Origin of the sequence: Chryseobacterium sp. FP211-J200, from assembly GCF_001643375.1 — a bacterium.
Classification (GTDB): domain Bacteria; phylum Bacteroidota; class Bacteroidia; order Flavobacteriales; family Weeksellaceae; genus Epilithonimonas; species Epilithonimonas ginsengisoli.
In genome coordinates this window covers 42,727-68,735 of the sequence record NZ_LSHB01000040.1, presented here as the reverse complement: position 1 = coordinate 68,735, position 26,009 = coordinate 42,727, and the positions used below count along the sequence as shown (strand labels likewise).

Genomic DNA, 26,009 nt, shown 5'->3' with positions numbered 1-26,009 from the left:
TAATAATGCACTACGAGTTAGAACATACTTTGTAACAATAATAGACTGAAGTCGTGAGACTCACCGAAAGTGTGCTTCATATCAATCTGGTTATCCCAAGTGTAATTGAAATTATCAGACTTAGTGATAGAGGCAGAATTCTTATTGTTAACTAGAACGCCGGCATTGGTTTCAGCACTGTTGGAAATCCCCAATTGATTGGTTGAAAAACCTGTAGAGAAAGTTGTCTTCAATGAAATCCACTTTGCAGGTTGGTATTGGAAAAAGATGTTTCCTAAAGCTTGCCAAATCTTCTCTGTCTGATAAGAATTGGCAATCTCACTTAGTGGATTCGGGGTACTTGTTTTATTGATTGCCCAAGCACCATTTGGATATTTCAGTTTTCCTGGTAAGAAGAATTTTGTTCCTACCAATTCGTTACCATTGGCATCAACAGCCCATGGCGACATCAATGGACTCAGTCTGAAAGCCTCTTGCATTGCAACTTCCTAGTTCTGTAGTTATTTTAGCTATTGTAACATTGGCACCGGTAGAAAATTTGTCGTTGATCTTATGGGTAACGCCTAGTTTGAAGTTATATTTCTCATTAGAATCTTTATCGATCAGACCTTCATCTTTCTGAACACCAAATGACATATTGTAAGCCAGTCCATTATCAGATCTACCAGATAAGTTAACATAATGATTTTGAGTTGCGCCTGGTCTCAAAACTGCATCATACCAGTCAAAAGTGTAACCGCTTTTTGCTCTCTGAACCAAAAGTGGGCTTTCGTTGCCAGCAAGAGTTGCCAATGCTTCAGGGGTTTGAATAAGGGGATTCGCATTGAAATAGGCAACTTGATGGAATTTCCACCATTCTTCACCGGTCATCATTTGAGGTAGTCTTGCGGCATTTTTTACACCATAAGACGTTTCAAGTTGTACAGAAATTCCTCTTTTAGCAGTAGATCCACTTTTAGTCGTTACGATGACAACACCACTTGCACCTTTGGAACCATAGATTGCGGCCGAAGCGGCGTCTTTCAAGACGTCCATTCTTGCTATATCTTGAGGATTGAGGAAATCGATATTATCCAAAGGAACACCATCAACCACAAACAAAGGATTTCCATTTCCAGTCAATGAGTTATTTCCACGAATACTTACTCGGAAGCCATCTCCGGATCTTCCTGTACTAGATGTAATGTTTACTCCGGGCGTACTTCCTTGGATTGCATCCAGTGGACTTGTGTTATTTCTTTCTGTAATTTTATCAGCACTGATGGTGCTTACGGATCCCGTTAGGTCGGTTTTCTTAACACTACCGTATCCTACCAGTACAACCTCCTCAATTTTTTTTTCAGCACCCTTTATGGTGTCACTTGTCCCAGTTTCCTGAGCAAATGCGACAGCAGATGAGAACAAAAAAAGGACGGCAATTGTTTTCCGAAAATCTAGATGCGATCTCAAGAATTTTTCATGTGGCATAACTTTGACTTTTTTAGATTATTAATTATTTGATGCAATCGATTGCACAACACTCAAAAAAATTTTTTCCTATATTAACATTTTTTTAATACGGTGTTATATTTGTGTTAATAAAAAATATAAAATTTTATATAATCTATTGATAATCAATTTGATTAATTTTAAATGTTAACTAATTTTATGCTTTAAAATGAAAAAAAAAATTGTTTTTCGTGAGAAATTTAATCAAAAGAATCAACGGAAAACATGCCCTAAAATGCCAAAAAAAGAAAATTCAAAAAAAAAGTGATAAAAATCATTGAAAATTGAACTAGTAAAATCACATTTAAAATGCTCCGTTCAGATTCAAACTTCCATTATTTATGAAATGTGTTTAAAAATAGTTATCCGAGCCCGTGATTATAACCTGAAAAAACAACAAAAGCATCTAATTTTAGATGCTTTTGTTCTATGATAAGTATTTTGGTTTTTTTAAAAAGAATATGAAACACCGAAACTACCATTGTTCCCAGCTTCGACAAAAGCGCCCCAATTTTCTGTGAAGAAGTAGCGGGCTCCAAGGTAAACGCCCAAACCAAAGTTTCGACCAGCAACACCAACATTGGCGCTTGGGTAGATGTCAAGTTCCGGAGGCAGAGCCAAAGTCTCCTGCAAGTGGAAACCAATACGTCCAAAGACAAACGGATTGTCATCATCTTCATTAAAATAAACATTTGCGCCACCTCCAACGGAGATCAGACTGTTAAGTCCATAATCATAACTCGCTGCGATCCCGGTCCCGAATCCCCAAGCGTTGATTCCGCCCTGTGCTTTCTGATCGCCTGAACCTGTCCAGGCCTGCGAGAAGCCAAAAACACCTAAATTAATTGCCACAACTGCAAAGATCTTTTTCATAAATATTCAATTCAAAATATAGTTAGTGAAACGTTGTTTTCCTGATTTTATTTCCCCTTCTCGCCAAATGAAAATAACAGATAGAATAAAAAGGGCAAGATAAAAATACTTCCCAATAATAATGCCCAACCCAATGCAGCAATGGTTTTAGGTGCAGCACTCTCATCAAAAAGAGATAGAGAACCGCCATTTGCAAACAGGATAATATCTGGATTGTGCTGATAGGTTGCCGCGACCAAAATCATGATGATCTGAAATCCACCAAGAACCCTAGCCAGCAGAAAATTATTCTTTTTAATAGCATCATTTGTAAAAAGCAAACTGATGGTTGCCAGTGTAATAGCAATGATTCCCAACGCTTTTGAGAAAATCCATTTTAATAAAGGAATATCAGAAAAATAGGCACTTACGAAAACCAAAATGCCCGTAATCACAACATAAACTGTAGTTTGTCGTGTTTTGCGGATCATAATGGGTAATACATCATCATTGAATCTCGCCTGATGAAGAGAAAACAATGACGCCAGATAAGCGCAAAGTGCCACCGTGAAAAATCCCACGCAAACGCCAAACCAGTTCATCCAGCTGAAAATATAAAGGCCCAAGAAATCTTTTGCATCGGTATCGATAGACCCAGAAATGGTGGCTGCTGCTATCATTCCTAGAAAGAATGGCGTTAATAGACTGGAATAGTAAAAGATCTGTGTATAAAGTTTCTGCCAGCTGTCGTGCACTGCATCATAGTTTCTAAAAGTGAAAGCTGTTCCTCTGGCAATGATTCCGACAAGCATCAAGACCAAAGGAATATGGAGGTAAGTAGAAACCGTGGTATAAATTGTAGGAAATCCGACAAAGAGTATTACAATAGCGATGATCAGCCACATGTGATTCGCTTCCCAAATCGGTGCAATCGATTTCAACATGATTGATTTTGTCTTGTCACGATAAGATTTTCTCGAAAATAATTCGATGATCCCAGCGCCAAAATCCGCACCGCCAGTTATTAAGTATAAACAGATTGAAACCCAAAGAAAAGCAATTACAACGTAGATCATTTTATTTGGTTTTAGGGTTATAATTAGGGTCGGTCGGATCGTACAGTTTCGGCACCATTTTGATCTGTCTTAACAACAAAAATACAATGATCAATGATAATGACACGAAAACCAACGTGAAAAAATAAAACGAATACTGGATTCCAGGCATTGGTGTCACAGCATCAATCGTTCTCATGATCCCGTAGATGATCCAAGGTTGTCTTCCAACTTCGGTCACCGTCCAACCTGCTTCCAGAGCGATATAGCCAAAAGGAATTGCTACTACAAAGGTCTTTAAAAACCAGGATTTTGTCAACCAATGCTTTTTCCAAAAACTGGCGATCAAATACATGACGCCAATTGCCATCATCACACTTCCAAAGAAAATCATGATCTGAAAAGCATAATGAACCACAGCGACAGGCGGCCATTCGTCTTTCGGAAAATCTTTCAGTCCCTTCACTTCTGCATCAAAATCGCCCCAAGCCAGAAAACTCAAAACCTTTGGAACTTTGATCGCGTATTTTATCTGTTCGTTTTCTTCATCCGGAATTCCGCCAATTACAAAGCTTGCACCTTTTTCGGTTTCGAAGTGCGCTTCCATCGCTGCCAGTTTTATCGGTTGTCTTTTAGCAACAGATTTCGCTGCAACATCACCACTGATGGGTGCCAGCAAAGCTCCGAAAATGGCAAATCCTGCAGAGATCCTGAACGCTTTTGTATGGAAACTGATATTTCGTTTTTTTAATATCATTAAAGCGTGAATTCCGGCAACGGCAAATCCAGTCGCTGCAAACGCCGCCACAGTCATATGAAAAGCTTGTGGAAACCAAGCTTCGTTGAACATCGCTTTTATCGGGTCGATGTTCAGATATTGTCCATTAATATAATCGAAACCGGCTGGACTGTTCATCCACGCATTAGCCGCAACAACCAGAATTCCGGAAGCTAAACCGCTCACACCAACCACAACGCCACAAAACCAATGGAACCACTTGTTGAATTTTTCCCATCCATAAAGAAAGAAACCAATCGCGATCGCTTCAATAAAAAATGCTGTGCCTTCCAGAGAAAACGGCATTCCGAAAATAGGGCCTGCGTGCTCCATAAATTTTGGCCAAAGCAAACCGAGTTCGAAAGATAACATCGTCCCGGAAACGGCGCCGGTTGCGAAAAGAATTGCAACACCTTTGCTCCAGGCTTTGGTAAGGCCTTTGTAAACTTCATCTTTTGTCGTGAGGTATTTGTAATGGGAAAAAGCCATCAGGAAAGGCATTACCATCCCAACGCAGGAGAATATAATGTGGAAACCAAGTGACATCGCCATCTGCGATCGGGCAGCCATAAAATCATCCATAAGCTTTATTTTGATGGTAAAGTTAGTTTTAATTTCAAAGTTTCAATTGTGATTTGTCAAGACAATTGTCATATTTTTTCACTTTACTGATATCTGAAAACATTCATTTCTAACACATCATAATTATCAACAATGATCATCAATCCCTTAACGAGTAAAAGTATTTGTCTGTAAAAAAAACTAATGTTTTACAAACAAACGCTTTTGTCTATAAAGAAATATAAAGAAATGTCTTTGTCTATAAAAAGAGGTTTTTTTTTACAAACAATCATATTTGTTTGTATGATAGTATAAACAAAATGATTTGTTTATAAAAAAATTAAAAAAAATACTGACAAAATTGGTAGTCTGTAATATTATGATTATTTTTATAATCAAATTTCAACCTATGGATAAAATGTTAGAAAATGCTGTACATTATCACTATAACAAATTCCCTCCAAAATCTCTTGATTATGGTAAGTTTTATAAGGAGCTTACTTCTGCAACAGACGCATTAAGCCGATATGATCAGGAACTAAAAAAAATGCATAATAATGAAATTTTACTTGCTCCGCTGAGAAATCAAGAAGCATTATTGTCTTCTAGAATAGAAGGAACAATAAGTACAATGGACGAAATTCTACAATATGAAGCTAATGAAGACTCAGATACGGATAATAAATTAGTACGTGCGGACGTCTTAGAAACTGTATTATACCAGAGAGCATTGAAAAATGCTCAACTGGCTTTAGAAGATGGGTATGATATTTCTGATGCATTTATAAAGCAGATGCATCAACAATTATTATATTTTGGAAGGGGTTCAGAAAAAGCACCTGGGCTTTATAAAACTGAACAAAATTATCTTGCAGATAGAGACAGAAGATATATTAGGTTTGTTCCGATCAGTCCCGATCATTTACAGCAAGGAATGGATGAATTATTATCATATATAAAAAATGCTGACGAATTAGTACTTATTAAAACAGCGATAGCGCATTTGGAATTTGAAGCATTACATCCTTTTAAAGATGGAAATGGAAGAATTGGAAGAATGTTGATTCCGCTTATTTTATGGAAAGAAAAAGTTATATCTCAACCTCATTTCTACATTAGTGGCTATTTTGAAGAGTTTAAAGATGACTACATATTTGCAATGCGGAATGTTTCTGAGCATAATAATTGGGAACTATGGTTGAAGTTTTTCTTCATTGCTGTAGAAAAGCAAGCAGTAAAAAATTTGGAAATTACTGAAAAAATACAAAAACTCTATGAAGAAATGAAAACCGTTTTCGCTGAAGCATTATCTTCAAAATATAGTATTAATGCTTTAGATTTTGTATTTACAAACCCTGTTTTCAGAAATAATAAATTTACTAATAAGTCTGCTGTTCCAACAAATACCGCAGCAAAATTTAGTAAAAAATTAGTAGAAGAGGGTCTTTTGGTGTTAGTAGAAGAAGCCTCCGGAAGTAGGCCAGCAATGTATTCTTTTGAACCCCTAATGAAATTGGTAAGAATATAGATTCTTATCATAAAGTATAAAGTTATTACAATTAATACTATATTCAAATTTAATTTTGGATGCTTTTATGAAATGGTTTGCAGAATAAAATATATTTAAAAGAATTAACAAGACCGATAATCATCCCTTGTAAAAACAAACCAAATGGCTAATTTTTCTTAAATTTGCAGGTCGTTCAGACAATCATAAATCTTTACAATTAAAATATGTTACCAAAAATAAATCCACTCAACACCTCCGCTTGGAAAGCACTAAACGATCACTTTGCAAACAACGATTTCGAATTGAGAACGCTTTTCCAGTACAACGAAAATCGTTTTAAGGAATTTTCATTAGAAACAGAAAATTTCCTTTTTGATTATTCCAAAAACTTAGCTGATTCCAAAACAATCGAATTGTTGCTTGATCTAGCAAAAGAAACGGAACTGCAATCGGCAATCAAAAGTATGTTCGCAGGAGAAAAGATCAACGAAACTGAAGGCAGAGCAGTGCTTCACACGGCTTTGAGAGATTTTTCGGATAAGGAGATTTTGGTAGACGGAGAAAATATCAAACCTGCCATCAAAAAAGTGTTGGATCATATGAAAGCTTTTTCCGAAAGCATCATTTCTGGTTCACACAAAGGTTTTACAGGAAAAGAGATCACAGATGTTGTGAATGTAGGAATTGGAGGTTCAGACCTTGGACCTGTGATGGTTTGTTCGGCGTTGAAGCATTTCAAAACCAGATTGAACGTGCATTTTGTTTCCAATGTGGACGGGAATCATATGGCTGAGGTGGTTAAAGACCTTAACCCAGAAACGACACTTTTCATCATTGCTTCCAAAACGTTTACAACTCAGGAAACAATGACCAATGCCAAATCTGCAAAAGATTGGTTCTTGAAATCTGGTGCAACTGAGGTTGATGTAGCAAAACATTTTGTAGCTTTATCAACTAATATTCAGTCGGTTAAAGCGTTTGGAATTGCGGAAGAGAACATCTTCGAATTCTGGGATTGGGTTGGCGGTCGTTACTCACTTTGGAGTGCGATTGGATTGAGCATCGTCCTTTCTGTTGGCTATGAAAACTTCGAACAATTGTTGAGAGGTGCACACGATACAGACGTTCATTTTCAAACTGCGGAATTAGAAAATAATGTTCCCGTTTTGATGGGACTTTTAGGAATTTGGTACCGTAACTTCTTTGCAGCGGGAACTTATGCGATTTTGCCGTACTCTCAATATCTTGACCGTTTCGCAGCCTACCTTCAACAAGGTGATATGGAAAGCAACGGAAAATCGGTGGACAGAAATGGCGAATTTGTAGAGTACGAAACTGGACCGATCATCTGGGGAGAACCTGGAACCAACGGTCAGCACGCGTTTTATCAACTGATCCACCAAGGAACAGAATTGATTCCGGCAGATTTTATCGCTTATGCAAAATCAGTCAATGAAGTAGGCGAGCATCAGGATATTTTGTTGGCAAACTATTTCGCACAGACAGAAGCTTTGGCTTTCGGAAAAACGGAGGATGAGGTTTTCACAGAACTGAAATCATCAGGAAAATCAGAAGAGGAAACAGAATTCCTTTTACCATATAAAGTTTTTGCAGGAAATACACCCACCAATTCATTCTTGTTCAAGGAATTGACGCCGTTCACATTAGGACAATTGATTGCTTTGTACGAGCACAAGATCTTCGTTCAAGGTGCGATCTGGAATATCTTCAGTTTTGACCAATTCGGCGTTGAACTTGGAAAAGTATTGGCAGGAAAGATCCTTCCAGAACTTGAGAACGAAGGCAAAGTGGAAACACACGACAGCTCTACAAACGGACTGATCAATTATTATAAAGGAAATAAGTAATTGATGCTCAGCCGGGAATTGAAAGATAAAATCAAGCGAAAGATCAACTATTTCAAGTTGATTTTAAGCGGGGAAACCAAACATTTGAAAAGGGAAATCAATATTCCAAAAAAATGGTTGGGTAACGACTACGGCGGTTTTTTCGTAGCGACTGATTTTATCGATGAAAATTCTGTGGTTTATTCATTTGGAATTGGAGAAGATATTTCTTTTGATCTGGAGGTCATCAAAAAATATAATGCAAACGTCTACGGATTTGATCCGACACCCAAATCAGTGAAATGGATTTCTGATCAGATTCTGCCAGAAAAGTTCAGATTTTATGATTTTGGAATCAGTGATAAAAGCGGACCGGCGACATTCTACTTTCCGAAGAATCCGGATTTTGTTTCTGGAAGTGTAGTAGAACAGAGTAATATCGATCTTGAAAACGGAATCGATGTTCAGTTAAAAACACTGGATGATACGGCTCATTTTCTGGGACATCAAAAAATTGATATTCTGAAAATTGACATCGAAGGTTCGGAATATAATGTTTTGGAAAACATTGTAAAATCGGATCTATTTATCGGTCAGATTTTGATAGAATTTCATGATCGTTTTTTTGAAAATGGTAAAGAAAGAACATTGAGGGTTCTAAAAATATTGAAAGAGAAAGGTTTCATTATTTTTGGAATTTCAGAAACCTTTGATGAAGTTTCTTTTATTAATAAAAATCTAATTAAAAAATAAAAAGAAAAGTAAAATGGCACAAATTCTAGATGGACTCAAGGTCTCAAAAGAGGTAAAAGCTGAAATCAAAGAAGAGGTTGAAAAAATCCTTGGCAATAAGAAAAGAGCACCACATTTGGTGGCGATTCTGGTTGGTAACAATGGCGCAAGCAAAGCTTACGTGAACAGCAAAGTGAAGGATTGTGAGGAAGTTGGTTTCCAATCAAGTTTGATCAAATTTCCAAGTACCGTTTCAGAATCGGAATTGTTGGAGAAAATCGATGAGCTAAACAAGTCAAAAGCTGTGGATGGTTTTATCGTTCAGTTGCCCCTACCTAAGCAAATCGATCAAGAAAAGATCATCATGGCGATCGATCCAAGAAAAGATGTGGATGGTTTTCATCCGGAAAATTTTGGAAAAATGGCTTTGGAAATGGATACTTTCCTACCAGCAACGCCATTTGGGATTTTGACATTATTGGAAAGATATAACATTGAAACAAAAGGTAAAGACTGTGTGATCATCGGAAGAAGCCGTATCGTTGGGAAACCAATGAGCATCCTGATGGGAAGAAAAGATTTCCCAGGAAATTCTACTGTAACACTAACACACTCTTACACAGAACACATAGAAGAATATACAAAGAAGGCAGATATTGTGATCACAGCTTTGGGCGATCCTAATTTCCTGAAAGGAGATATGATCAAGAAAGGCGCCGTGATCGTAGATGTTGGGATTACCCGTGTAGAAGACGAGTCCGAAAAAGGTTATCATCTTGCGGGTGATGTCGATTTTGACAGCTGTGCAGAAAAAGCCGATTGGATAACGCCAGTTCCCGGTGGAGTAGGACCAATGACGCGCGCAATGCTGATGAAAAATACCATCATTGCCTATAAAACTTCGGTTTATAATGACTAAAGAACAAGAAGACATATTATTAAAAGAAGGTAGAATGCTCCCAGTGATGGAGCATTTTTACACTATTCAGGGAGAGGGATTTCATGCTGGGAAAGCGGCGTATTTCATTCGTTTGGGCGGATGCGATGTTGGCTGTCATTGGTGTGATGTCAAGGAAAGCTGGGACCCGACAATTCATCCATTGATGAATACGGAAGAGATTGCAGAAACTGCTGCAAAACTTTGCAAGACCATTGTTTTGACAGGCGGCGAGCCGTTGATGTGGAATCTGGATATTTTAACTTCGAAGTTGAAAGAATTGGGTTGCACGATCCATATTGAAACTTCCGGGGCCTATCCTATGAGTGGACATCTGGACTGGATCACACTTTCACCAAAGAAAACTGGACTTCCGTTAGCGGATATTTATAATGTTGCAAGCGAACTGAAGATGATCATTTTTAATCAAAATGATTTCAAATTTGCTGAAGAACAAGGCAACAAGGTGAATGATAACTGCGAACTTTACCTTCAAAGTGAATGGAGCAAGCGTGACGCCATGTACCCGAAGATCACAGACTTCATCTTGGAAAATCCAAAATGGAGATCGTCTATCCAAACGCATAAATACTTGAATATTCCTTAAATCTGGTTTATGCAAAGACTTCGATATTCTAGATATTTCAAAACATTTGTCATCCTACTGGATATGATTCTGGTAGCGGCTGTATTTTGTTTTTATTATTTCAGGAATTTTGAGGTCAAGTATGATTCGGAGACTTTGGAACAAAATCTATTATCGATTTTACTTCTTTGTTTTTTCTGGCTTTTGTTGAGTGGTAGAACCAGATTGTATCATATCCCGAGGAACGTTACCTATACCATTTTTTTGGAAAGGATCTTTATTCATGTTTTTTTCTTCTTTATTGGTGTGGTCATGTTGGGAAAAGTCAGTAATAATGATTTTTTGAAGACGGAACGTTTCTATCTGGCGGGCATCCTTTTATTGGTCGTAATACCGATCAAAAGTTTTATCTATTTCATTTTGAAATATTTAAGAAGTATCGGGATCAATCACAGAAATGTAATGTTCATTGGAGAAAGTGCATCCTCGGACATTCTTATAGATATCATCAATCAAAGAAAAGATTACGGTTACAAGATCTACAATTTTTCCGAAGATCTCAATATTCCAAATATTGTCAAATTTTGGAAAGACAATGGAATCCACACAATATTTCTTCCGTCTGGTCATCTATTGGAAAAAGACTTTGAAAATGCACTTTTCCGTCAGGCAGAAATTAATAAAGTTCGGATATCACTGGTTCCCAACATTATTCAGAATGATTTCTTCGAGTATGAATTCAGTTACATCGAGACCGTTCCAATCCTTTCTCAGGCAAAATATCCACTCGACTTTTTCACGAATCTGACAATCAAGAGATTATTCGATATTGTGTTTTCATTGATTGTTTTAATTGGGATTTGCTCTTGGTTGTTTCCTATCATCATCTTATTGATCAAAATGAATGACCCAAAAGGTTCTGTATTTTTCATTCAAAAAAGATATGGCTATCACGATGAGGTTTTCAACTGTTTGAAATTTAGAACCATGAAGACCAATAGTGGAAGTTCAGAAAGGACCACGGATGTTGATGATGAAAGAATTACTAAAATTGGCAAATTCCTAAGAAAAACCAGTATGGATGAGTTACCACAATTCATCAATGTATTGTTAGGCGACATGACCATTGTAGGGCCAAGACCGCATATGCTTTTGGTGGATGATTTTTACAAACCAAAGATCAGCAGATACAGCCTTAGAAGCATGGTAAAACCAGGAATTACAGGATTAGCACAGGTAAGCGGATTGCGAGGAGATGAGGGCGATATGAATATTGGGATGAAGAAAAGGATCCTTGCAGATTCTTTTTATGTGCGAAATTGGAGTTTTAGCATGGATATTGTGATTATCCTGAAAACTATATTTTTGATCATTGTAGGTGATAAAAATGCACGCTGATATTTATAAGAAAAAAACTAATTTTGTTTTATGTTAAAAAGACTATTCGAATCTATTGGAGAATACTTTATATTGCTGGGAAAAGCACTCAGCAAACCGCAAAAGAGGAACGTATATCTCAAACTCCTGGCAAGAGAGTTTTATGACCTTGGGGTCAACTCGTTTGGTTTGGTACTGTTTACATCTTTTTTTGTAGGCGCGGTGGTAGCTATTCAGATGTTCAACAACTTCAGTGCATCATCATTTCCTATTCCAAATAGTTTTGTTGGCTACGCGACCAAAGTAGTTTTGATCTTGGAGTTTTCTCCAACTATCATTTCTGTGATCCTTGCAGGTAAGGTTGGGTCGTATATTGCGTCCAGCATCGGAACCATGCGGGTTACAGAACAGATAGATGCTTTGGATATTATGGGTGTCAACTCTGCTAATTTCTTGATCTTGCCAAAGATCGTTGCCAGCGTTGTTTTCAATCCTATTCTTATTGCAATCAGCATCGTGGTGGGAATATTGGGAGGATATTTTGCAGGAGCTGCTACAGGAAGCTGGACAAAGGCTGACTATATCACTGGGATTCAAATGTATATGCCAACGTATTTCATATGGTATGCTTTTCTTAAAACGGCTGCCTTTGCTTTTTTGATTGCAACTATTCCGGCTTATTTTGGATATAATGTAAAAGGTGGTTCTTTGGAAGTGGGACGTGCTAGTACACAGGCTGTAGTTTGGACAATGATTGCCGTGATCATCATGAATTTATTATTAACCCAGATGTTATTAAGCTAATGATAGAAGTAAAAGAACTAAGGAAGAGCTTCAATAATGAGGTAGAGGTCTTGAAAGGCATCACAACATCTTTCGAAACAGGCAAGGTCAACCTGATCATCGGACAAAGTGGATCCGGAAAAACGGTTTTTCTAAAATCCCTTCTCAATGTTTATGAACCATCCAGCGGTAGTATCTTGTTTGATGGCCGAGATATCATGACGATGTCAAGAGAAGATAAACAGGTCCTGAGGTCAGAGATCGGAACGGTTTTCCAGGGAAGTGCACTTTTCGACTCGATGACCGTGGAGGAGAATATCAGTTTTCCTCTGGATATGTTTACCAACCTTACTTATCGTGAAAAGAAAAGAAAAGTTCTTGAGGTAATTGGTAGAGTCAACTTGGACAAGGCCAACAAAAAATATCCGTCAGAGATCTCCGGCGGAATGCAGAAAAGGGTAGCCATTGCAAGAGCCATCGTAAACAATCCGAAATATCTGTTCTGTGACGAACCGAATTCGGGATTGGATCCTTATACTTCTAATGTAATTGATGACCTATTATTAGAAATAACACGAGAATACAACACCACAACCATCATCAATACGCACGATATGAACTCTGTGATGACCATTGGTGAAAAGATCCTTTATCTGAGATTAGGGATCAAAGAATGGGAAGGTGATAAGAATATGCTCACGACAGCAAAGAATAAAAACCTTATAGATTTCGTTTATTCCTCAGAACTGTTCAAGCAGCTGAGAGAATTTATGTTAGAAAATGGTCAAACAAGTTTAATTAATGATAAACCAGAAGACAACAATGAAAAAACTAATTAGTACTATTGGAGTATTGGCAAGTGTATTTGCTTATTCGCAAGTAACATTTGGATTGAGAGCAAATGCTTTGTTCAGTACATCATCTGCGAGCTGGGATAATCTGAGAGGGACCTTCAATGATGCGGTTGATAGCAAAGGTGATAATACTTCAGGCTTTAATGTGGGACTAGCTGCAAAAATTGGTTCGCCAGTTGGTGGATGGTTCGTGATGCCAGAGATCTATTACACTTCTTTTAAAAACAAAAATACTGTAGACGGTGTTGAGTTAGAAGCAAAGAGTGATAGAATAGATGTTCCAGTTCTATTGGGGCACAACTTTTTGTTAGGGAAGTTAGCTGCATTCGTAGGGCCTGTAGCATCCTATAATCTAAGTACAGATAAAACTTATGCAAGTTTCAAAGAAGATGCTAGAAACGAATTTACAGTAGGTTATCAATTTGGTGCTCAGGCAACTCTTTCAAAATTTGTTGTTAATGCAAGATATGAAGGCGCATTCTCCAAGGATACAAGAATTTTTAAATCTGTAGCTGGTCAGGAGATCCGTTATGACAACCGTCCAAGTATGTTCATCTTGGGTATCGGTTACAACTTTAACTAAAATCTACCTTAATAAAATATGAGAAGGCTGGAAAAATTAATTTCCAGCCTTCTTCATATATAGACCTTAAAAATTCACAAAATCAATACTTTGTGAGAAACTTGATTTTGTTTTACAAAAGTAAAGGCTGGAATTAAATATTCGTTTAACTCAAATAATAAAAAACATAACAATATTAATATGTTTTGTTTATTTTTACAGAAAATTAGCATTAACTGGAATGAAAGTAATTCTAGAACATATTTCGCCAGACGACAACAGCTCCTTCAAAGTATTGCATATTAAGGACATTCCGATCTCGGAACTTAATTGGAAATACCACTATCATCCTGAAATAGAGATTGTTTGCGTATTGAAGGGAAAAGGGACCAGACACGTTGGCTACCACAAAAGTCATTTTGAAGACGGTGCTCTAGCGCTGATTGGTTCTAATATCCCACATTCCGGACTTGGTCTCAACGCTACCGATCCGCACGAGGAAATCGTAATTTTGTTCAAAGAAGAAATTCTTTCGTTGCCAGAAGGTGAAACAGACAGCAACTCGATCAAGAAACTTCTGGAGATGTCACGCTACGGCGTTCTTTTTTCTTCAGAGGTCAAGAAACAGATCATTCCCAAATTGGAGCTTATTACAAAAGCAGAAGGTTATACCAGATATCTGCTACTTTTGGACCTTCTCTTTGAACTTTCAAAAACAGAGGATTACGAACTATTGAATACCGAAATAATGCCTTACACCATCGTTTCCAGAAATAGGGTTAGATTGGAGGCGGTTTTCACTTATGTGGAAAATGGTTATCAGAATGAGGTTGATATTCAACAGGCTGCAGACTTGGCCAACCTGACAAAGCCGGCTTTCTGTAATTTTTTCAAAAAGGCAACTTCCATCACTTTTGTAGAATTTGTAAACCGATACAGGATCGATAAAGCTTGCGTTCTGCTTTCACAAGAAAAAAGCATAGCAGAAAGCTGCTATGCTACAGGTTTTAATAATATTACATATTTCAATAAGATTTTTAAGAAATATACCAAGACAACGCCTGGGCAATTTATAAGAAGTCTTTAGTTATTAAAGACTTCCGCTATTTAGATTATTTTCAACGCGCTGTTTTTCCAACTCCGCTTTTTCTTTTTGAAGCTGCTTGAATTCGTTTCTCAGTTGTGCCTCCTTCACAGCATTGCCTTTGCTGACATAGCCTACCAATCCGCCTATGATCAATCCAATTCCGATTCCAGAAAGTGCGCCATAGATCACTCTGAGGTCTATGGCCATATCATTCAGATAAAACAACAATGCCCCAAGTCCTAATAAAATAATACCGATTACAACTAAACTTTTCATCTTCTAAATGTTTTTACTAAGATAATGAATTAAAGTTTACCTCCAGCGGCTTTGTAATATTGTAAAGCTTTTGGCATATCTGCATTCAGGTCAGCAATTCTGTTAGCAGGGTTCGGGTGAGTGGATAAGAATTCCGGAGGTCTGTTTCCTGTGGAAGATGCTTCCATTCTTTGCCAAAATGAAGTAGCGCTTCTTGGGTCATAACCAGCCATTGCCATTAGCTGAAGTCCCATTTCGTCTGCCTCAGATTCTTGTTTTCTTCCGTAAGCTAACAATCCAACTTGCGCACCGACTGGGTATAGTTTTTCGAAGATTCCTGCCCATTGGCTATTGGACATCGATCCACCAATTAAACTTCCGCCGTACTGTGCAAGCATTGCTTGAGAAATCCTTTCGTTACCATGTCCTGCCAAGGCGTGAGAAATCTCGTGTCCCATTACGACAGCAACGCCATTATCATCTTTACAGATTGGCATGATTCCAGTGTAGAAAGCAACCTTTCCACCAGGCATACACCAAGCATTCAATTGTTTGTCTTGGATAAGATTGAATTCCCAATTATAGCCGGACAATGCAGACTCTCTTCCGATACTTTTATAATAAGCGTAAGCTGCATTCTTGATCTTTGCGCCCACGTTTTTCACTCTATTGGCATCTGCCGTTCCATTGACCACTTTCGCACTGGAAAGCGTCGTTCTATATTCTGTGGCTGCAGCAGTGGCGATCTCACTGTTATTGGCGATCTGGATAGATGATCTTCCGGTCACAGGATTGGTAACACAAGCAGTAATGCCAAGACCAGCCAATATTAAAGTCGAAATTTTTACAATTTTCATCGTTTTTGATATTTTAAATATTATTTGTGCTTTACAAGTTCTGTTCCAAAAAATTATTCTCTATTAAGGAATGCATCCCAGCCTTGGGCTGTCAATGGAATCAATTGGTTGGAACCTCTTGCGATCAAGAAATTACCTTCATTGTTTTCTGTGGCGTGACCAATGATCGTAAAGTCAGGATGATTTTTGATCTTATCAAAATCATTTGGAGAGATTGTGAAAAGTAATTCATAATCTTCACCACCATTTAACGCTGCCATTGCTGGATTCAGGTTTAATTCATCTGCTGTGTGAATAGTTGTTTCGTCCATCGGGATCTTTTCTTCGTAAAGATTGAATCCAACTTTCGACTGGTCAGAAAGATGTAGGATCTCAGAAGCTAAGCCATCAGAAACGTCGATCATCGAGGTTGGAAGAACATCCAATTCTGCTAATTTCGTTTTAACATCCGTTCTTGCTTCTGGTTTCAATTGTCTTTCGAGGATGTAATCGTAGCCTTCCATTTCGGGTTGCATATTCGGATTTGCCAAATAAACAGAATGTTCTCTTTCCAAAATCTGTAGACCTAAATAAGCGCCTCCCAGATCTCCTGTAACTACCAAAAGGTCATTTGGTTTTGCACCACTTCTTTTGACTATATTTTCTTCTTTTTCAAGTCCGATGGCTGTGATGCTTATCACCAAACCAGTGTTGGAACTTGTTGTATCTCCGCCAACTAGGTCAACTTTGTATCTGTTGCAAGCTAGGGCGATACCGTCGTAAATTTCTTCCAAAGCTTCCACAGGAAAACGACTGGAAACGGCAACAGAAACCAAGATTTGAGTTGGTGTTGCATTCATCGCAGCAATATCGCTGAGGTTGACAACAACGGCTTTATAACCCAAATGTTTCAATGGAACATATCCTAAATTAAAATGGATTCCTTCTGCCAACATATCGGTAGAGACGACCACTTTTTGACCTTCCGAATCAATGATCGCCGCGTCATCGCCGATAGAAAGTTTTGTGGAATTCTGAACAATCGGGAAACTTTCCGTCAAATGTTTGATCAAACCAAATTCTCCAAGTTTGGAAATGGGCGTCAGTTCTTGTGATTTATCTTCGAGCATTTTTTTATAATTGATTAATGATGATTGATCAATGACAAACGAAAAAAAATTTTTAATCGATTATCAATGATCATTTATTTGAATATTTCAGGACCAATGTTCTCCGGTCGGAAAGGCAATGTTTTCAGGAATTCTCTTGTGATCACATTCACATTCTCAGATTTGAATTCGTTCATGACCAAGGTGATGTCTTCCGGCGGTGTTGTGATTTTTCTCAACATGATATCGATCCAAACACCTGTTGCTTCAGCTGTTGCACAATGTGTTCCATCAGGCAAATAAAATTTGTGAACAAACTGATAGATAGAACCATCTTCTGAGATTGCAGCAACCTCCAAGCCTACATAAACTGTCTGGTCAGCATAGATCTCTCTGAAGAAAGAATATTTCTCATGCATCATCACCGGACCCACGCCCCAACGGTTGAGTTGTGTCAAGCCGATCTTGTTTTTGTTGAGAAAGGCCATTCGGGTTTGTGAACAGTAATCTACATAAGTGGAGTTTCCAAGATGACGGTTCGCGTCGATATCGCTCCAGCGTACTTCAAATTTATGGTAATAAACAGACATGTTTTCGATTTTAATATTCTTCAAAATTAACCATTTGAGATGGATCTTAAAAATGTAATTTTGTGCATCGAATACAAAGTGACGAAGGCGAGACATATTTGTTACTGAAGAAAATTAGATTAATGTCAAAAAAGAAAAGAATCATCATCATTGGAGGCGGCGCAGCTGGATTTTTTACGGCTGCAAATCTTGATGAGAACCAATATTATGTGACAATCCTCGAGCAAAATTCGGATGTTTTACAGAAAGTGAAAATCTCCGGAGGTGGCCGGTGCAACGTGACGCACGCTTGTTTCGACCCAAGAGAATTGGTGAATTTCTACCCAAGGGGAAACCGCGAATTGCTGAGTGTTTTCACAAAGTTTCAACCTGGCGACACGATGGATTGGTTTGAAACCAGAGGTGTGCCTTTGAAGATCGAAAAGGATAACCGTGTCTTCCCGACCACAGATTCTTCGCAAAGTATCATCAATGCGATGGTCAATGAAGTTAAAAATAAAAACTTCGAAGTCAAAACTCAGGTTTCCGTTTCTGAGATCATTAAACAAGATGAAGCTTATCTGATCAGGACGAAACAAGGCGATTTCACTGCAGACATCGTTATTTATACGACTGGAAGTTCTCCGAAGTCGGTCAAATTAATCCAAAATCTTGGACACAAAATTGTGGAGGCGGTTCCTTCGCTTTTTACTTTCAATATCAAAGATGATTTGTTGAAAGACCTTCCGGGAACGAGTTTCGAAAATGCAGAAGTCAGCATTCCAAGTTTGAAGACGGAAGAGTCCTGTCCACTTCTCATCACACATTGGGGACTTTCTGGTCCTGCGATTTTGAAGATTTCGGCATGGGAAGCTAGAAATCTGGCGAAGTTGAAATATACTTTTGATATCGAGGTCAATTTCATCTCCAAACCAATCTCAGAAGCTGAAGACGAATTGAAAGAATTCAAAAACAGCAATCCGAAACGGTCCATCGGGCAATCCAAAATATTTGAAGTGACCAACCGTTTTTGGAACAAGATTTTGGAAGTCAATCACATTGATCCGGATAAACAGATCGCTAATCTTTCCGGAAAAGAAATGTCATTGATCCTGGAAAACCTTTGTGCTAAAAAATTGAAAGTCACGGGAAAATCGACTTTTAAAGACGAATTCGTAACAGCCGGAGGTGTTGATCTGAAAGAAATCAACTTCAAAAATATGGCGTCAAAAATTCTTCCTGATTTTTATATTTCTGGCGAAGTTCTTGATATAGATGCGGTTACAGGTGGGTTTAATTTCCAAGCTTGTTGGAGTGAGGGTTGGCTGATTTCGCAACATCTTAATTCTATTTGAATCAAATCTTTTATTAACTTTGAAAACATATTTAATTTAAAATGAAATATTCAAAAAATATACTTAGAATTCTAGTTTTATCGGTGTTTTTCATCCTTGCTTCTTGCCAGACAAGAGTGGTTTCTCCCAACAAGCCGATGTACGACAACTCGATAGAACTTTATAAAAAATATACGATCCAGACCAAGGATGCAAAATCTCAAAAAATCGAAGTTCTGAAGGTGGATGCTACCAAGATCTACGGTAAAAACAAAGCCGGAGAGATGGTTGAGATCGAGAAGAGCGAGGTGAGAGAGATCAAGAAACCGGACATTTTGCTTTCTGCTGCCATTGCGCTGGCTGCTATCGCTGCTCTTATTTTCATTCCGATTTAAAAAAATAGGGCAATGCTCCGTTTTATCAAGTCCAAAGTTGTCATTGTAAAAGCCATTGTCGCAATTACTTTTATTTACTTTTTTGGATTGATGCTGAAGATCACGTTGGACTATATTCCAACCAGTTCCAATGTCAGTTTTCTAATGATCAAACAAACGGAAGTCACTTCCAGACCGGAATATCTACCGATTTTTTACGTACACGTTTACAGCAGTATTTTCGCTTTGATGGCAGGATTTATTGCTGTTTTTTTTGATAAAAATTTAAAATATCTGCATCGGTTTTCAGGGCGGATCTATGTTTTTGTGACGTTGCTTTTATCATCATTATCAGGGATTTATATCGGTATTTTTGCCAATGGCGGATCAATTGCGAAAGTCTCATTTGTTGTTTTGGGAATTCTTTGGTTCTACACGACTTACAGATCTTACACAGAAATTCGGAAACGAAATATTCAGCAGCATCAATTTTGGATGTGGCGAAGTTATGCATTGGCACTTTCTGCAATTACATTGAGAATGTGGAAAGTAATTTTAGTATATTTATTCCATCCCAATCCTATGGATGTTTATCAGATCATTGCGTGGCTTGGTTGGGTTCCGAACTTATTGTTAGTAGAATATTTGATCAAAAACAAAGACGATGAAACACTTAAACTTGATTTTAACAAGCCTGATCTTATCTCTTACTGTGATTTCCTGCAAAAAAGAAAAGACAGAGATCAGCGAAACGAAACCTGAGAAAGATTCCTTAATTGCAAATCAGACTCCGGAAATTCATAAGGAAATGTACGGCGTCTATTACGGTTTTTTTTCTCCAGATTATAGTATCAATGATGGTGAATATGACGAAGAAGATATGGTGAAAAAGATTTCCTTTAAAATTAATAAGATCACCAAGGATAGCGTTTACGGACAAAGTGTTCTGAATGGCAATCAAAGACTTTTTCGCGGAATCCTGAATGAGAATACCAATTCGTTTATTTTGGATGAGCCAGGAGATGATAAAACCGATGGGAGGTTTGATGTTAAAATAAAAGGCGACAGTTTGGTTGGAATTTGGACCGCATTTGATCAAACTGCTGTGAGGATAAAAAAGAAAGGCTTAAAACTCGTGAAGAAAGAATTTGTTTACAATCCAAACTTCATGCTGGATAAAGACACAGACGTTGTGGACTGGACAAGCCATAAAATGAAAAAAATGTCCTTCGGAAAAGATGAAAATGGTAATGACCAAGGAACCTACGAGACGGACCAACAGCGATACGCGACCAATGCGATCTTCGCCATCAACGCTTCGAAGCAGAAACTCACGGAAAAGGATTTGAAAAACCTGCCAAAACTGGATATGGAGATCATCAAGAACGCCATTTTTGCAAGACACGGCTACTCGTTCAAGAAAGAGACTTTCCGTCAATTCTTCAATCAGTCGGATTGGTATGTTCCGGTTTCTAACAATGTGGACGCGGAACTTTCACCTTTAGAAAAGGAAAATGCGGCACTTCTCAATCGTTTTATCAAATACGCGGAAGACCATTACGATACTTTTGGGCGGTAATCATCAGAAATATGAGGCGTAAACATCAATTAAACAAAGGCTTCTTTTTCTGCATTTTAGTGATCTTCAATTGTTTGATAACATACTCTTGTCATAAAAATGTGGAAGATTCGATTATGTATCAATTATTCAATGCAAAATATATCCAAGATACCATCCGAACAGTTAATAAGCCTGATAATACTGATATCATAAACAATTTGACAAACGAATTAGAAAAGAACGACTTTTCCATTTCGGCACATACAGTGGAAAATGAAGAACCGGAATATCGTTTTGTCTTCGATTGTGTGAAGCATATACAATATAATATCGAAAGTACTGGCATGCGAACTTACTCGGTAAAAAGTAATTCCAAAAAAATAAAATACAATAGCCGAGCTTATTCAAAAAAGAAATTAAGAAGCTATTATTATGAATTTAAGATCTGCGTCTATGAATTTGATAATGAAGAAATTGCTACGAAGAATTACGAATTATTAGATGAGGTGTCTCACGCCGGTGATGGCAACTGCAACCGAACATTTAATACAAGATATGTTGTCAGAAAAAATGAGATTTTCGAGTTCTCTACAATGAGTGACAGATCTTTGAATTATATGAAGGAATATATGAGTTATGTTGAAGGGCATTAAATTTCATTTATAAAATATTAGAATTAAACTTTTGATAAATTCCTAAATTCAATCAAATACAAAATCACGCATCCTGCGAAATAGCAAAGAATATCGATCCAGCTAAAGGAATTTCCCAGCACAATCATCACAATCCTATTGTCTTTGAAACCTAGTAATTCTCCAAAATGAAAATACTGGAGAAATTCTATTAAACAAGAGAAAACAAAAATCCCAATGATCAGTTTTGTAGCATCGAGGTCGAAAAAAGCTTTGATGAAATAGTACATCAGCATCACCACAAAAACGTCGCCCAGATAAGCTCTAACGAAGAAAATATCTTTCAGTTTTGTAGCAATCAAAACTTCGACAACGAAAATTGCAACAGCGATCAGGAAATATTTTAGATTGAATTTCATAAAAAGAATTTACGGTTAGGATATTTGACTTTTCGATATTCCAGATAAGAGATCAAGCCGTAATAACTCACGAAGAGAAAAACCTTGCCGAATGTTGACATCACGACGCTATTTTCACCCAATCTCTCGTGATGGATGATGCCGATTTTCCCTAAGATCGATTCTGCGACTGTCACCACAAAACCGACGGGAAATGCCAACAAAAACCGTTTGAACTTGTCACCTGTTAAATTCTCTTGGTCTTCCGGACTCAGGTTGAAGAGTAAAAATCGATTTGCCAAAAATATCGCAATAAATGTATTGAAATAAACGGAATTGAAACCAAATTTGAAAAAGAAAAATGCGAAAGCACTTACTAGAATAACTAATAAGATGATCCGCCTGACCAAATCTGGAAAATAAGTCAGAATGATAATCGGAATGGCCAGGAAAATATCAAAGAACCAGAGATAGATGTAATTTTTCTCAATATCGGAATTTTGGGTATTCGGAAACATTGCGATGAAAAGATATTGCAAGGCAAGCAATCCAAACGCTATCGCCGTCTCATATTTTGAGAAGAAATTGTGCGTTTCCAAAAATTTAAAATTTCCCAGACGATTGATTCTAATATGATCAAATTTAAAAATTGTATTTGATATCACCATCAAATTAAACAAATCAATATCTTTGGGTAAAAAAGGATTATGAAAAAATTGATTTTAATTTTTGGGATTTTCTCAAGCATTTTGACTTTTTCTCAAGAAGTTGGCGTTGCGCCGAAGGAAACGGTTGTTGGACCTGTAGAGCAGCAAGCGTCTTTTCCCGGTGGGATTGCAGCTTTTAGAACAGAGTTTGTAAACAATATCAAAACAAAAGACATAAAACAAAAAGGTGTTTTTCGTACCACTGTTTCTTTTATGGTAGAGAAAGACGGAACTATTTCTGATGTCAAAGCGGAAGGAGCTAATGCAGATTTCAACACAGCAAGCGTAGCTGCGGTCAAAAAAATTAAAACAAAATGGATTCCAGCAATGTCTGATGGGAAGCCGGCTAGATCACAATTTAGATTTCCTGCTGCGTTCAATGCAGAATAATAAATTTTCGGTTTGATTTTTGACCATTTTTATATCACATAACCACAAAATTTATTCCGATGAAAAAGTTATTCATATTCAGTTCGTTCGCATTATTGGCTACCAGCTGTATCCCAGACAAAGACAAGCGTGAACAGCGTAAAGACGACCACAGCGCAGAACATATGCGAAATGAAGGCGTAGATTCTGCAGCACTTTCTACGGATTCTAAGAAAGTGGATACGGTTGCGGTTAAAAAAGATTCAGCTAAATAGGGATTATTTCCCAATCATTTTCTTAATCGAATTCAGCTTCATGAGAGCTTCAATTGGCGTCAAAGTATTGATGTCAATTTTTGTGAGTTCTTCGCGGATATTTTCCAGAACCGGATCATCCAATTGGAAAAATGAAAGTTGAAGATTTTCTTCGGTGACGCGTTTTATTTTGTCGCCAGATTCTTGGGTGGATCTGCTAGATTCCAAAGTTTTCAAGATCTCATTCGCACGGTTTACCACTTTCGAAGGCATTCCAGCCAATTTCGCCACGTGAATCCCAAAACTATGTTCGCTTCCGCCAGAAATTAATTTTCTTAAGAAGATAATTGTTCCTTTCGCTTCCTGAATGGAAACGTGGAAATTCTTAATTCGCTCGAAATTGATGGACATTTCGTTCAGCTCGTGATAATGAGTTGCAAATAAAGTTTTCGGTTGCGTTGGATGTTGATGAAGATATTCTGCGATCGCCCAAGCGATGGAAACACCGTCGTAAGTGGAAGTTCCACGCCCGATCTCATCAAGCAAGATCAAACTTCTGTCCGAGATATTATTAAGGATATTCGCCGCTTCATTCATTTCTACCATAAAAGTAGATTCGCCGGCAGAAAGATTGTCCGAAGCGCCAACTCTCGTAAATATTTTATCTAAAGTTCCAATCTCAGCGTGTTTTGCGGGAACAAAACTTCCGATTTGAGCGAGCAAAGAAATAATCGCCGTTTGTCTTAAGATTGCAGATTTACCCGCCATATTCGGTCCGGTTACCATGATGATCTGCTGAGAATCTCTGTCCAGGAAAACATCATTCGGAATGTAAGATTCACCAAGAGGTAAAGATTTTTCGATGATTGGATGACGTCCTTCCTGAATGTTGATGGAGAATGAATCGTTCAGAATCGGTTTGGTGTAATTATCCTCAACCGACAATTCTGACAAGCCAACTGCGCAGTCTAGTTGTGCAATCAATTTTGAATTTTCCTGCAATTGGTCGATGTATATCATCACATTATCGCAAACGTTTCTGTAGAGTTTGAATTCTAATGCGCTGATTTTATCAGTTGCGCCAAGGATTTGAGTTTCGTATTCTTTAAGTTCTTCCGTAATGTAACGTTCAGCGTTTACGAGAGTTTGTTTACGGATCCACTCAGCAGGAACTTTGTCTTTATGTGTATTTCGAACTTCGATGTAATAACCAAAAACACCGTTGAAATCAATTTTCAGACTTGTGATCCCCGTTCTTTCGATTTCGCGCTGGCACATTTCGTCCAGAAATCCGCGACCTTTACTTTGAATATTTCTCAGATGATCAAGTTCTTCTGAAATTTCTTCCCGGATGACATTGCCTTTGTTGATATTGACCGGAAGCTCATCATTCAAATGATTTTTAATAAAGTCGATCAGCTCATCAAGGTTGATAATGGGGTCAAGCCAAGCTAAAACGTCCGGAAATTTCAACAGTTTTGTCCTGATTTCCTGAATGTTGACAACCGATTGACGGAGGTAACCTAATTCTTTCGGTGAGATCTTTTCGGCGGCCAATTTTCCTATTAATCTATCCAGATCGGAAATGCCTTTCAATAGATCCTTTATGTCATATTTCAAAGCATCTTCTTTGTTCAGAAACTCGATGAGGTTGAGTCTTCTGTTGATGTCGCTGATATTTTTTAAAGGAAGAATGATCCGTCTTCTCAACAATCTTCCGCCCATTGGCGTGGAAGTTTTATCGATAATATCCAAAAGCGATTTCCCTTGCTGACTCGCCGAATAAACGATTTCCAGATTCCTCAAAGTAAAACCATCCATCATCAGATAATCGTCTTGCGGAATCAGATTGATTCTTGTAATATGCTGTAAAAGTGCGTGATGCGTATCTTCAACTAAATAAGCGAAAATGGCTCCTGCAGCGGTAACACCCAATTTATGTTCCTCAATCCCAAAACCTTTCAGTGATTGTGTTTTGAAATGAGCAGTCAGTTTCTCGTAAGCATAAGGATATCTGAACGCCCAATCCTCGAGCTTGAAAGCACTTTTATTTTTTAATTGAGTCGGAAGTTCTGTGGTTCTTTGATAGATAATTTCGCTCGGGTCGAACGTATGAACGATGTGAAGCAATTTTTCCAAGTTTCCTTCGCTCACAAGAAATTCTCCTGTAGAAACATCTACCAAAGCCAATCCGTATTTCTCCTTTTCTTTGTGAAGAGAAAGCAGGAAATTATTTTTCTTGGAACTCAAAACCTGGTCGTTGAAGGTAACACCCGGCGTCACCAATTCTGTCACGCCGCGTTTCACGATGCCTTTGACTGTTTTTGGGTCTTCCAATTGGTCACAAATTGCAACACGCAATCCGGCTCTTACGAGTTTTGGTAAGTAAGAATCTACGGAATGATGGGGAAATCCGGCCAACTCGATATGACCTTCACCATTGGCTCTTTTGGTCAGAACAATTCCTAGGATTTGAGAAGTCCTGATGGCGTCCTGCCCAAAGGTTTCGTAGAAATCTCCCACGCGGAACAGCAAAAGTGCATCAGGATATCTTGCCTTGATGGTGTTGTACTGCGTCATTAACGGGGTTTCTTTCTTAGCC

Annotated in this window: 29 protein-coding genes; 17 read left to right on the top strand and 12 right to left on the bottom strand. The window is 37.9% G+C overall.

The annotated features are described in order from the left end of the window. Nucleotides 1-17: 17 nt before the first annotated feature. The 5 genes from AXA65_RS20225 to AXA65_RS13050 form a co-directional block, all read right to left on the bottom strand. Entirely contained in the window at nucleotides 18-449 is a 432-nt protein-coding gene (locus AXA65_RS20225) for a hypothetical protein (RefSeq protein WP_063970537.1), read from the bottom strand. Continuing rightward, on the bottom strand, nucleotides 430-1,467 hold the full coding sequence (locus tag AXA65_RS13065) for a TonB-dependent receptor plug domain-containing protein (RefSeq protein WP_063970536.1): 1,038 nt from the start codon (nucleotides 1,465-1,467) through the stop codon (nucleotides 430-432). Before AXA65_RS13065 ends, AXA65_RS20225 begins: the two co-directional genes overlap by 20 nt. Nucleotides 1,468-1,938: 471 nt before the next feature. Then, the gene (locus tag AXA65_RS13060; protein WP_063970535.1) at nucleotides 1,939-2,361 is read right to left on the bottom strand and encodes a DUF6646 family protein; all 423 of its coding nucleotides are present in this window, start codon (nucleotides 2,359-2,361) and stop codon (nucleotides 1,939-1,941) included. Between the two features lie 47 nt (nucleotides 2,362-2,408). Next, complete coding sequence (locus AXA65_RS13055; RefSeq protein ID WP_063970534.1) at nucleotides 2,409-3,416, bottom strand: cytochrome d ubiquinol oxidase subunit II; 1,008 nt, start codon at nucleotides 3,414-3,416, stop codon at nucleotides 2,409-2,411. Between the two features lies 1 nt (nucleotide 3,417). Continuing rightward, nucleotides 3,418-4,755 carry a cytochrome ubiquinol oxidase subunit I gene (locus AXA65_RS13050; RefSeq protein WP_063970533.1) on the bottom strand — a complete coding sequence of 446 codons (1,338 nt, stop codon included), beginning with the start codon at nucleotides 4,753-4,755 and terminating at the stop codon, nucleotides 3,418-3,420. Between the two features lie 388 nt (nucleotides 4,756-5,143). Here AXA65_RS13050 and AXA65_RS13045 point away from each other — a divergent pair, with 388 nt between their 5' ends. The 10 genes from AXA65_RS13045 to AXA65_RS13000 all read left to right on the top strand — a co-directional run bounded on the left by AXA65_RS13045 (nucleotide 5,144) and on the right by AXA65_RS13000 (nucleotide 15,009). Beyond that, complete coding sequence (locus AXA65_RS13045) at nucleotides 5,144-6,262, top strand: Fic family protein (protein WP_063970539.1); 1,119 nt, start codon at nucleotides 5,144-5,146, stop codon at nucleotides 6,260-6,262. Between the two features lie 206 nt (nucleotides 6,263-6,468). Next, nucleotides 6,469-8,112 carry a glucose-6-phosphate isomerase gene (pgi, locus tag AXA65_RS13040; RefSeq protein WP_063970532.1) on the top strand — a complete coding sequence of 548 codons (1,644 nt, stop codon included), beginning with the start codon at nucleotides 6,469-6,471 and terminating at the stop codon, nucleotides 8,110-8,112. Between the two features lie 3 nt (nucleotides 8,113-8,115). Then, complete coding sequence (locus AXA65_RS13035) at nucleotides 8,116-8,844, top strand: FkbM family methyltransferase (protein WP_063970531.1); 729 nt, start codon at nucleotides 8,116-8,118, stop codon at nucleotides 8,842-8,844. 13 nt (nucleotides 8,845-8,857) lie between these two features. Next, nucleotides 8,858-9,742, top strand: coding sequence for a bifunctional 5,10-methylenetetrahydrofolate dehydrogenase/5,10-methenyltetrahydrofolate cyclohydrolase (locus AXA65_RS13030; RefSeq protein ID WP_063970530.1), 885 nt, complete (start codon nucleotides 8,858-8,860; stop codon nucleotides 9,740-9,742). Further along, nucleotides 9,735-10,367 (top strand): 7-carboxy-7-deazaguanine synthase QueE, encoded by a 633-nt coding sequence (locus AXA65_RS13025; RefSeq protein ID WP_063970529.1) that lies wholly within the window; start codon nucleotides 9,735-9,737, stop codon nucleotides 10,365-10,367. The genes AXA65_RS13030 and AXA65_RS13025 overlap by 8 nt, the downstream gene beginning before the upstream one ends. A gap of 9 nt (nucleotides 10,368-10,376) precedes the next feature. Beyond that, nucleotides 10,377-11,744 (top strand): exopolysaccharide biosynthesis polyprenyl glycosylphosphotransferase, encoded by a 1,368-nt coding sequence (locus tag AXA65_RS13020; RefSeq protein ID WP_063970528.1) that lies wholly within the window; start codon nucleotides 10,377-10,379, stop codon nucleotides 11,742-11,744. A 30-nt stretch (nucleotides 11,745-11,774) separates the two neighbouring features. Next, the gene (locus tag AXA65_RS13015; RefSeq protein ID WP_063970527.1) at nucleotides 11,775-12,527 is read left to right on the top strand and encodes an MlaE family ABC transporter permease; all 753 of its coding nucleotides are present in this window, start codon (nucleotides 11,775-11,777) and stop codon (nucleotides 12,525-12,527) included. Then, entirely contained in the window at nucleotides 12,527-13,345 is an 819-nt protein-coding gene (locus AXA65_RS13010; protein WP_063970526.1) for an ABC transporter ATP-binding protein, read from the top strand. The genes AXA65_RS13015 and AXA65_RS13010 overlap by 1 nt, the downstream gene beginning before the upstream one ends. Then, nucleotides 13,329-13,943, top strand: coding sequence for an outer membrane beta-barrel protein (locus AXA65_RS13005; protein ID WP_063970525.1), 615 nt, complete (start codon nucleotides 13,329-13,331; stop codon nucleotides 13,941-13,943). Before AXA65_RS13010 ends, AXA65_RS13005 begins: the two co-directional genes overlap by 17 nt. Nucleotides 13,944-14,163: 220 nt before the next feature. Beyond that, nucleotides 14,164-15,009: an AraC family transcriptional regulator gene (locus AXA65_RS13000; protein WP_063970524.1), complete on the top strand. Its 846-nt coding sequence runs from the start codon at nucleotides 14,164-14,166 to the stop codon at nucleotides 15,007-15,009. A gap of 3 nt (nucleotides 15,010-15,012) precedes the next feature. Here the strand turns inward: AXA65_RS13000 and AXA65_RS12995 are convergent, their stop codons facing one another. The 4 genes from AXA65_RS12995 to AXA65_RS12980 all read right to left on the bottom strand — a co-directional run bounded on the left by AXA65_RS12995 (nucleotide 15,013) and on the right by AXA65_RS12980 (nucleotide 17,799). Beyond that, nucleotides 15,013-15,285 carry a hypothetical protein gene (locus tag AXA65_RS12995; protein WP_063970523.1) on the bottom strand — a complete coding sequence of 91 codons (273 nt, stop codon included), beginning with the start codon at nucleotides 15,283-15,285 and terminating at the stop codon, nucleotides 15,013-15,015. Nucleotides 15,286-15,314: 29 nt separating this feature from the next. Then, the gene (locus AXA65_RS12990; protein ID WP_063970522.1) at nucleotides 15,315-16,121 is read right to left on the bottom strand and encodes a M48 family metallopeptidase; all 807 of its coding nucleotides are present in this window, start codon (nucleotides 16,119-16,121) and stop codon (nucleotides 15,315-15,317) included. Between the two features lie 53 nt (nucleotides 16,122-16,174). Beyond that, nucleotides 16,175-17,230: a thiamine-phosphate kinase gene (gene thiL / locus AXA65_RS12985; RefSeq protein WP_063970521.1), complete on the bottom strand. Its 1,056-nt coding sequence runs from the start codon at nucleotides 17,228-17,230 to the stop codon at nucleotides 16,175-16,177. Between the two features lie 74 nt (nucleotides 17,231-17,304). Then, nucleotides 17,305-17,799, bottom strand: coding sequence for an acyl-CoA thioesterase (locus AXA65_RS12980; protein ID WP_063970538.1), 495 nt, complete (start codon nucleotides 17,797-17,799; stop codon nucleotides 17,305-17,307). 122 nt (nucleotides 17,800-17,921) lie between these two features. Here AXA65_RS12980 and AXA65_RS12975 point away from each other — a divergent pair, with 122 nt between their 5' ends. The 5 genes from AXA65_RS12975 (at nucleotide 17,922) to AXA65_RS12955 (ending at nucleotide 21,700) form a co-directional block, all read left to right on the top strand. Further along, nucleotides 17,922-19,133 carry an NAD(P)/FAD-dependent oxidoreductase gene (locus tag AXA65_RS12975; protein ID WP_063970520.1) on the top strand — a complete coding sequence of 404 codons (1,212 nt, stop codon included), beginning with the start codon at nucleotides 17,922-17,924 and terminating at the stop codon, nucleotides 19,131-19,133. A 41-nt stretch (nucleotides 19,134-19,174) separates the two neighbouring features. Continuing rightward, entirely contained in the window at nucleotides 19,175-19,507 is a 333-nt protein-coding gene (locus tag AXA65_RS12970) for a bacteriophage spanin2 family protein (protein ID WP_063970519.1), read from the top strand. A 12-nt stretch (nucleotides 19,508-19,519) separates the two neighbouring features. Continuing rightward, a complete protein-coding gene (locus AXA65_RS12965) occupies nucleotides 19,520-20,248 on the top strand; it encodes a DUF2306 domain-containing protein (protein WP_063970518.1) in 729 nt (242 codons plus the stop codon). Further along, nucleotides 20,151-21,065 carry a YARHG domain-containing protein gene (locus tag AXA65_RS12960; protein WP_063970517.1) on the top strand — a complete coding sequence of 305 codons (915 nt, stop codon included), beginning with the start codon at nucleotides 20,151-20,153 and terminating at the stop codon, nucleotides 21,063-21,065. The genes AXA65_RS12965 and AXA65_RS12960 overlap by 98 nt, the downstream gene beginning before the upstream one ends. Before the next feature lie 101 nt (nucleotides 21,066-21,166). Further along, nucleotides 21,167-21,700: a hypothetical protein gene (locus AXA65_RS12955; protein WP_063970516.1), complete on the top strand. Its 534-nt coding sequence runs from the start codon at nucleotides 21,167-21,169 to the stop codon at nucleotides 21,698-21,700. 23 nt (nucleotides 21,701-21,723) lie between these two features. Here the strand turns inward: AXA65_RS12955 and AXA65_RS12950 are convergent, their stop codons facing one another. Next, entirely contained in the window at nucleotides 21,724-22,098 is a 375-nt protein-coding gene (locus AXA65_RS12950; protein WP_063970515.1) for a DUF2809 domain-containing protein, read from the bottom strand. Beyond that, a complete protein-coding gene (locus tag AXA65_RS12945; protein WP_131797817.1) occupies nucleotides 22,095-22,676 on the bottom strand; it encodes a hypothetical protein in 582 nt (193 codons plus the stop codon). The genes AXA65_RS12950 and AXA65_RS12945 overlap by 4 nt, the downstream gene beginning before the upstream one ends. 108 nt (nucleotides 22,677-22,784) lie before the next feature. Here AXA65_RS12945 and AXA65_RS12940 point away from each other — a divergent pair, with 108 nt between their 5' ends. Both AXA65_RS12940 and AXA65_RS12935 read left to right on the top strand, forming a co-directional pair. Further along, nucleotides 22,785-23,174, top strand: a complete 390-nt coding sequence (locus AXA65_RS12940) for an energy transducer TonB (protein ID WP_063970513.1) — start codon at nucleotides 22,785-22,787, stop codon at nucleotides 23,172-23,174. 59 nt (nucleotides 23,175-23,233) lie between these two features. After that, on the top strand, nucleotides 23,234-23,428 hold the full coding sequence (locus AXA65_RS12935; RefSeq protein ID WP_063970512.1) for a hypothetical protein: 195 nt from the start codon (nucleotides 23,234-23,236) through the stop codon (nucleotides 23,426-23,428). Between the two features lie 3 nt (nucleotides 23,429-23,431). Here AXA65_RS12935 and mutS read toward each other — a convergent pair whose 3' ends face one another. Further along, a complete protein-coding gene (gene mutS / locus AXA65_RS12930; RefSeq protein ID WP_063970511.1) occupies nucleotides 23,432-25,987 on the bottom strand; it encodes a DNA mismatch repair protein MutS in 2,556 nt (851 codons plus the stop codon). Between the last annotated feature and the right edge of the window lie 22 nt (nucleotides 25,988-26,009).

Bases quoted from the DNA above. Each gene is read 5' to 3' on its own strand.
- AXA65_RS20225 (WP_063970537.1), bottom strand. From the start codon at position 449: ATGTCGCCATGGGCTGTTGATGCCAATGGTAACGAATTGGTAGGAACA.
- AXA65_RS13065 (WP_063970536.1), bottom strand. From the start codon at position 1,467: ATGCCACATGAAAAATTCTTGAGATCGCATCTAGATTTTCGGAAAACA.
- AXA65_RS13060 (WP_063970535.1), bottom strand. From the start codon at position 2,361: ATGAAAAAGATCTTTGCAGTTGTGGCAATTAATTTAGGTGTTTTTGGC.
- AXA65_RS13055 (WP_063970534.1), bottom strand. From the start codon at position 3,416: ATGATCTACGTTGTAATTGCTTTTCTTTGGGTTTCAATCTGTTTATAC.
- AXA65_RS13050 (WP_063970533.1), bottom strand. From the start codon at position 4,755: ATGGATGATTTTATGGCTGCCCGATCGCAGATGGCGATGTCACTTGGT.
- AXA65_RS13045 (WP_063970539.1), top strand. From the start codon at position 5,144: ATGGATAAAATGTTAGAAAATGCTGTACATTATCACTATAACAAATTC.
- pgi (WP_063970532.1), top strand. From the start codon at position 6,469: ATGTTACCAAAAATAAATCCACTCAACACCTCCGCTTGGAAAGCACTA.
- AXA65_RS13035 (WP_063970531.1), top strand. From the start codon at position 8,116: ATGCTCAGCCGGGAATTGAAAGATAAAATCAAGCGAAAGATCAACTAT.
- AXA65_RS13030 (WP_063970530.1), top strand. From the start codon at position 8,858: ATGGCACAAATTCTAGATGGACTCAAGGTCTCAAAAGAGGTAAAAGCT.
- AXA65_RS13025 (WP_063970529.1), top strand. From the start codon at position 9,735: ATGACTAAAGAACAAGAAGACATATTATTAAAAGAAGGTAGAATGCTC.
- AXA65_RS13020 (WP_063970528.1), top strand. From the start codon at position 10,377: ATGCAAAGACTTCGATATTCTAGATATTTCAAAACATTTGTCATCCTA.
- AXA65_RS13015 (WP_063970527.1), top strand. From the start codon at position 11,775: ATGTTAAAAAGACTATTCGAATCTATTGGAGAATACTTTATATTGCTG.
- AXA65_RS13010 (WP_063970526.1), top strand. From the start codon at position 12,527: ATGATAGAAGTAAAAGAACTAAGGAAGAGCTTCAATAATGAGGTAGAG.
- AXA65_RS13005 (WP_063970525.1), top strand. From the start codon at position 13,329: ATGAAAAAACTAATTAGTACTATTGGAGTATTGGCAAGTGTATTTGCT.
- AXA65_RS13000 (WP_063970524.1), top strand. From the start codon at position 14,164: ATGAAAGTAATTCTAGAACATATTTCGCCAGACGACAACAGCTCCTTC.
- AXA65_RS12995 (WP_063970523.1), bottom strand. From the start codon at position 15,285: ATGAAAAGTTTAGTTGTAATCGGTATTATTTTATTAGGACTTGGGGCA.
- AXA65_RS12990 (WP_063970522.1), bottom strand. From the start codon at position 16,121: ATGAAAATTGTAAAAATTTCGACTTTAATATTGGCTGGTCTTGGCATT.
- thiL (WP_063970521.1), bottom strand. From the start codon at position 17,230: ATGCTCGAAGATAAATCACAAGAACTGACGCCCATTTCCAAACTTGGA.
- AXA65_RS12980 (WP_063970538.1), bottom strand. From the start codon at position 17,799: ATGTCTGTTTATTACCATAAATTTGAAGTACGCTGGAGCGATATCGAC.
- AXA65_RS12975 (WP_063970520.1), top strand. From the start codon at position 17,922: ATGTCAAAAAAGAAAAGAATCATCATCATTGGAGGCGGCGCAGCTGGA.
- AXA65_RS12970 (WP_063970519.1), top strand. From the start codon at position 19,175: ATGAAATATTCAAAAAATATACTTAGAATTCTAGTTTTATCGGTGTTT.
- AXA65_RS12965 (WP_063970518.1), top strand. From the start codon at position 19,520: ATGCTCCGTTTTATCAAGTCCAAAGTTGTCATTGTAAAAGCCATTGTC.
- AXA65_RS12960 (WP_063970517.1), top strand. From the start codon at position 20,151: ATGAAACACTTAAACTTGATTTTAACAAGCCTGATCTTATCTCTTACT.
- AXA65_RS12950 (WP_063970515.1), bottom strand. From the start codon at position 22,098: ATGAAATTCAATCTAAAATATTTCCTGATCGCTGTTGCAATTTTCGTT.
- AXA65_RS12940 (WP_063970513.1), top strand. From the start codon at position 22,785: ATGAAAAAATTGATTTTAATTTTTGGGATTTTCTCAAGCATTTTGACT.
- AXA65_RS12935 (WP_063970512.1), top strand. From the start codon at position 23,234: ATGAAAAAGTTATTCATATTCAGTTCGTTCGCATTATTGGCTACCAGC.
- mutS (WP_063970511.1), bottom strand. From the start codon at position 25,987: ATGACGCAGTACAACACCATCAAGGCAAGATATCCTGATGCACTTTTG.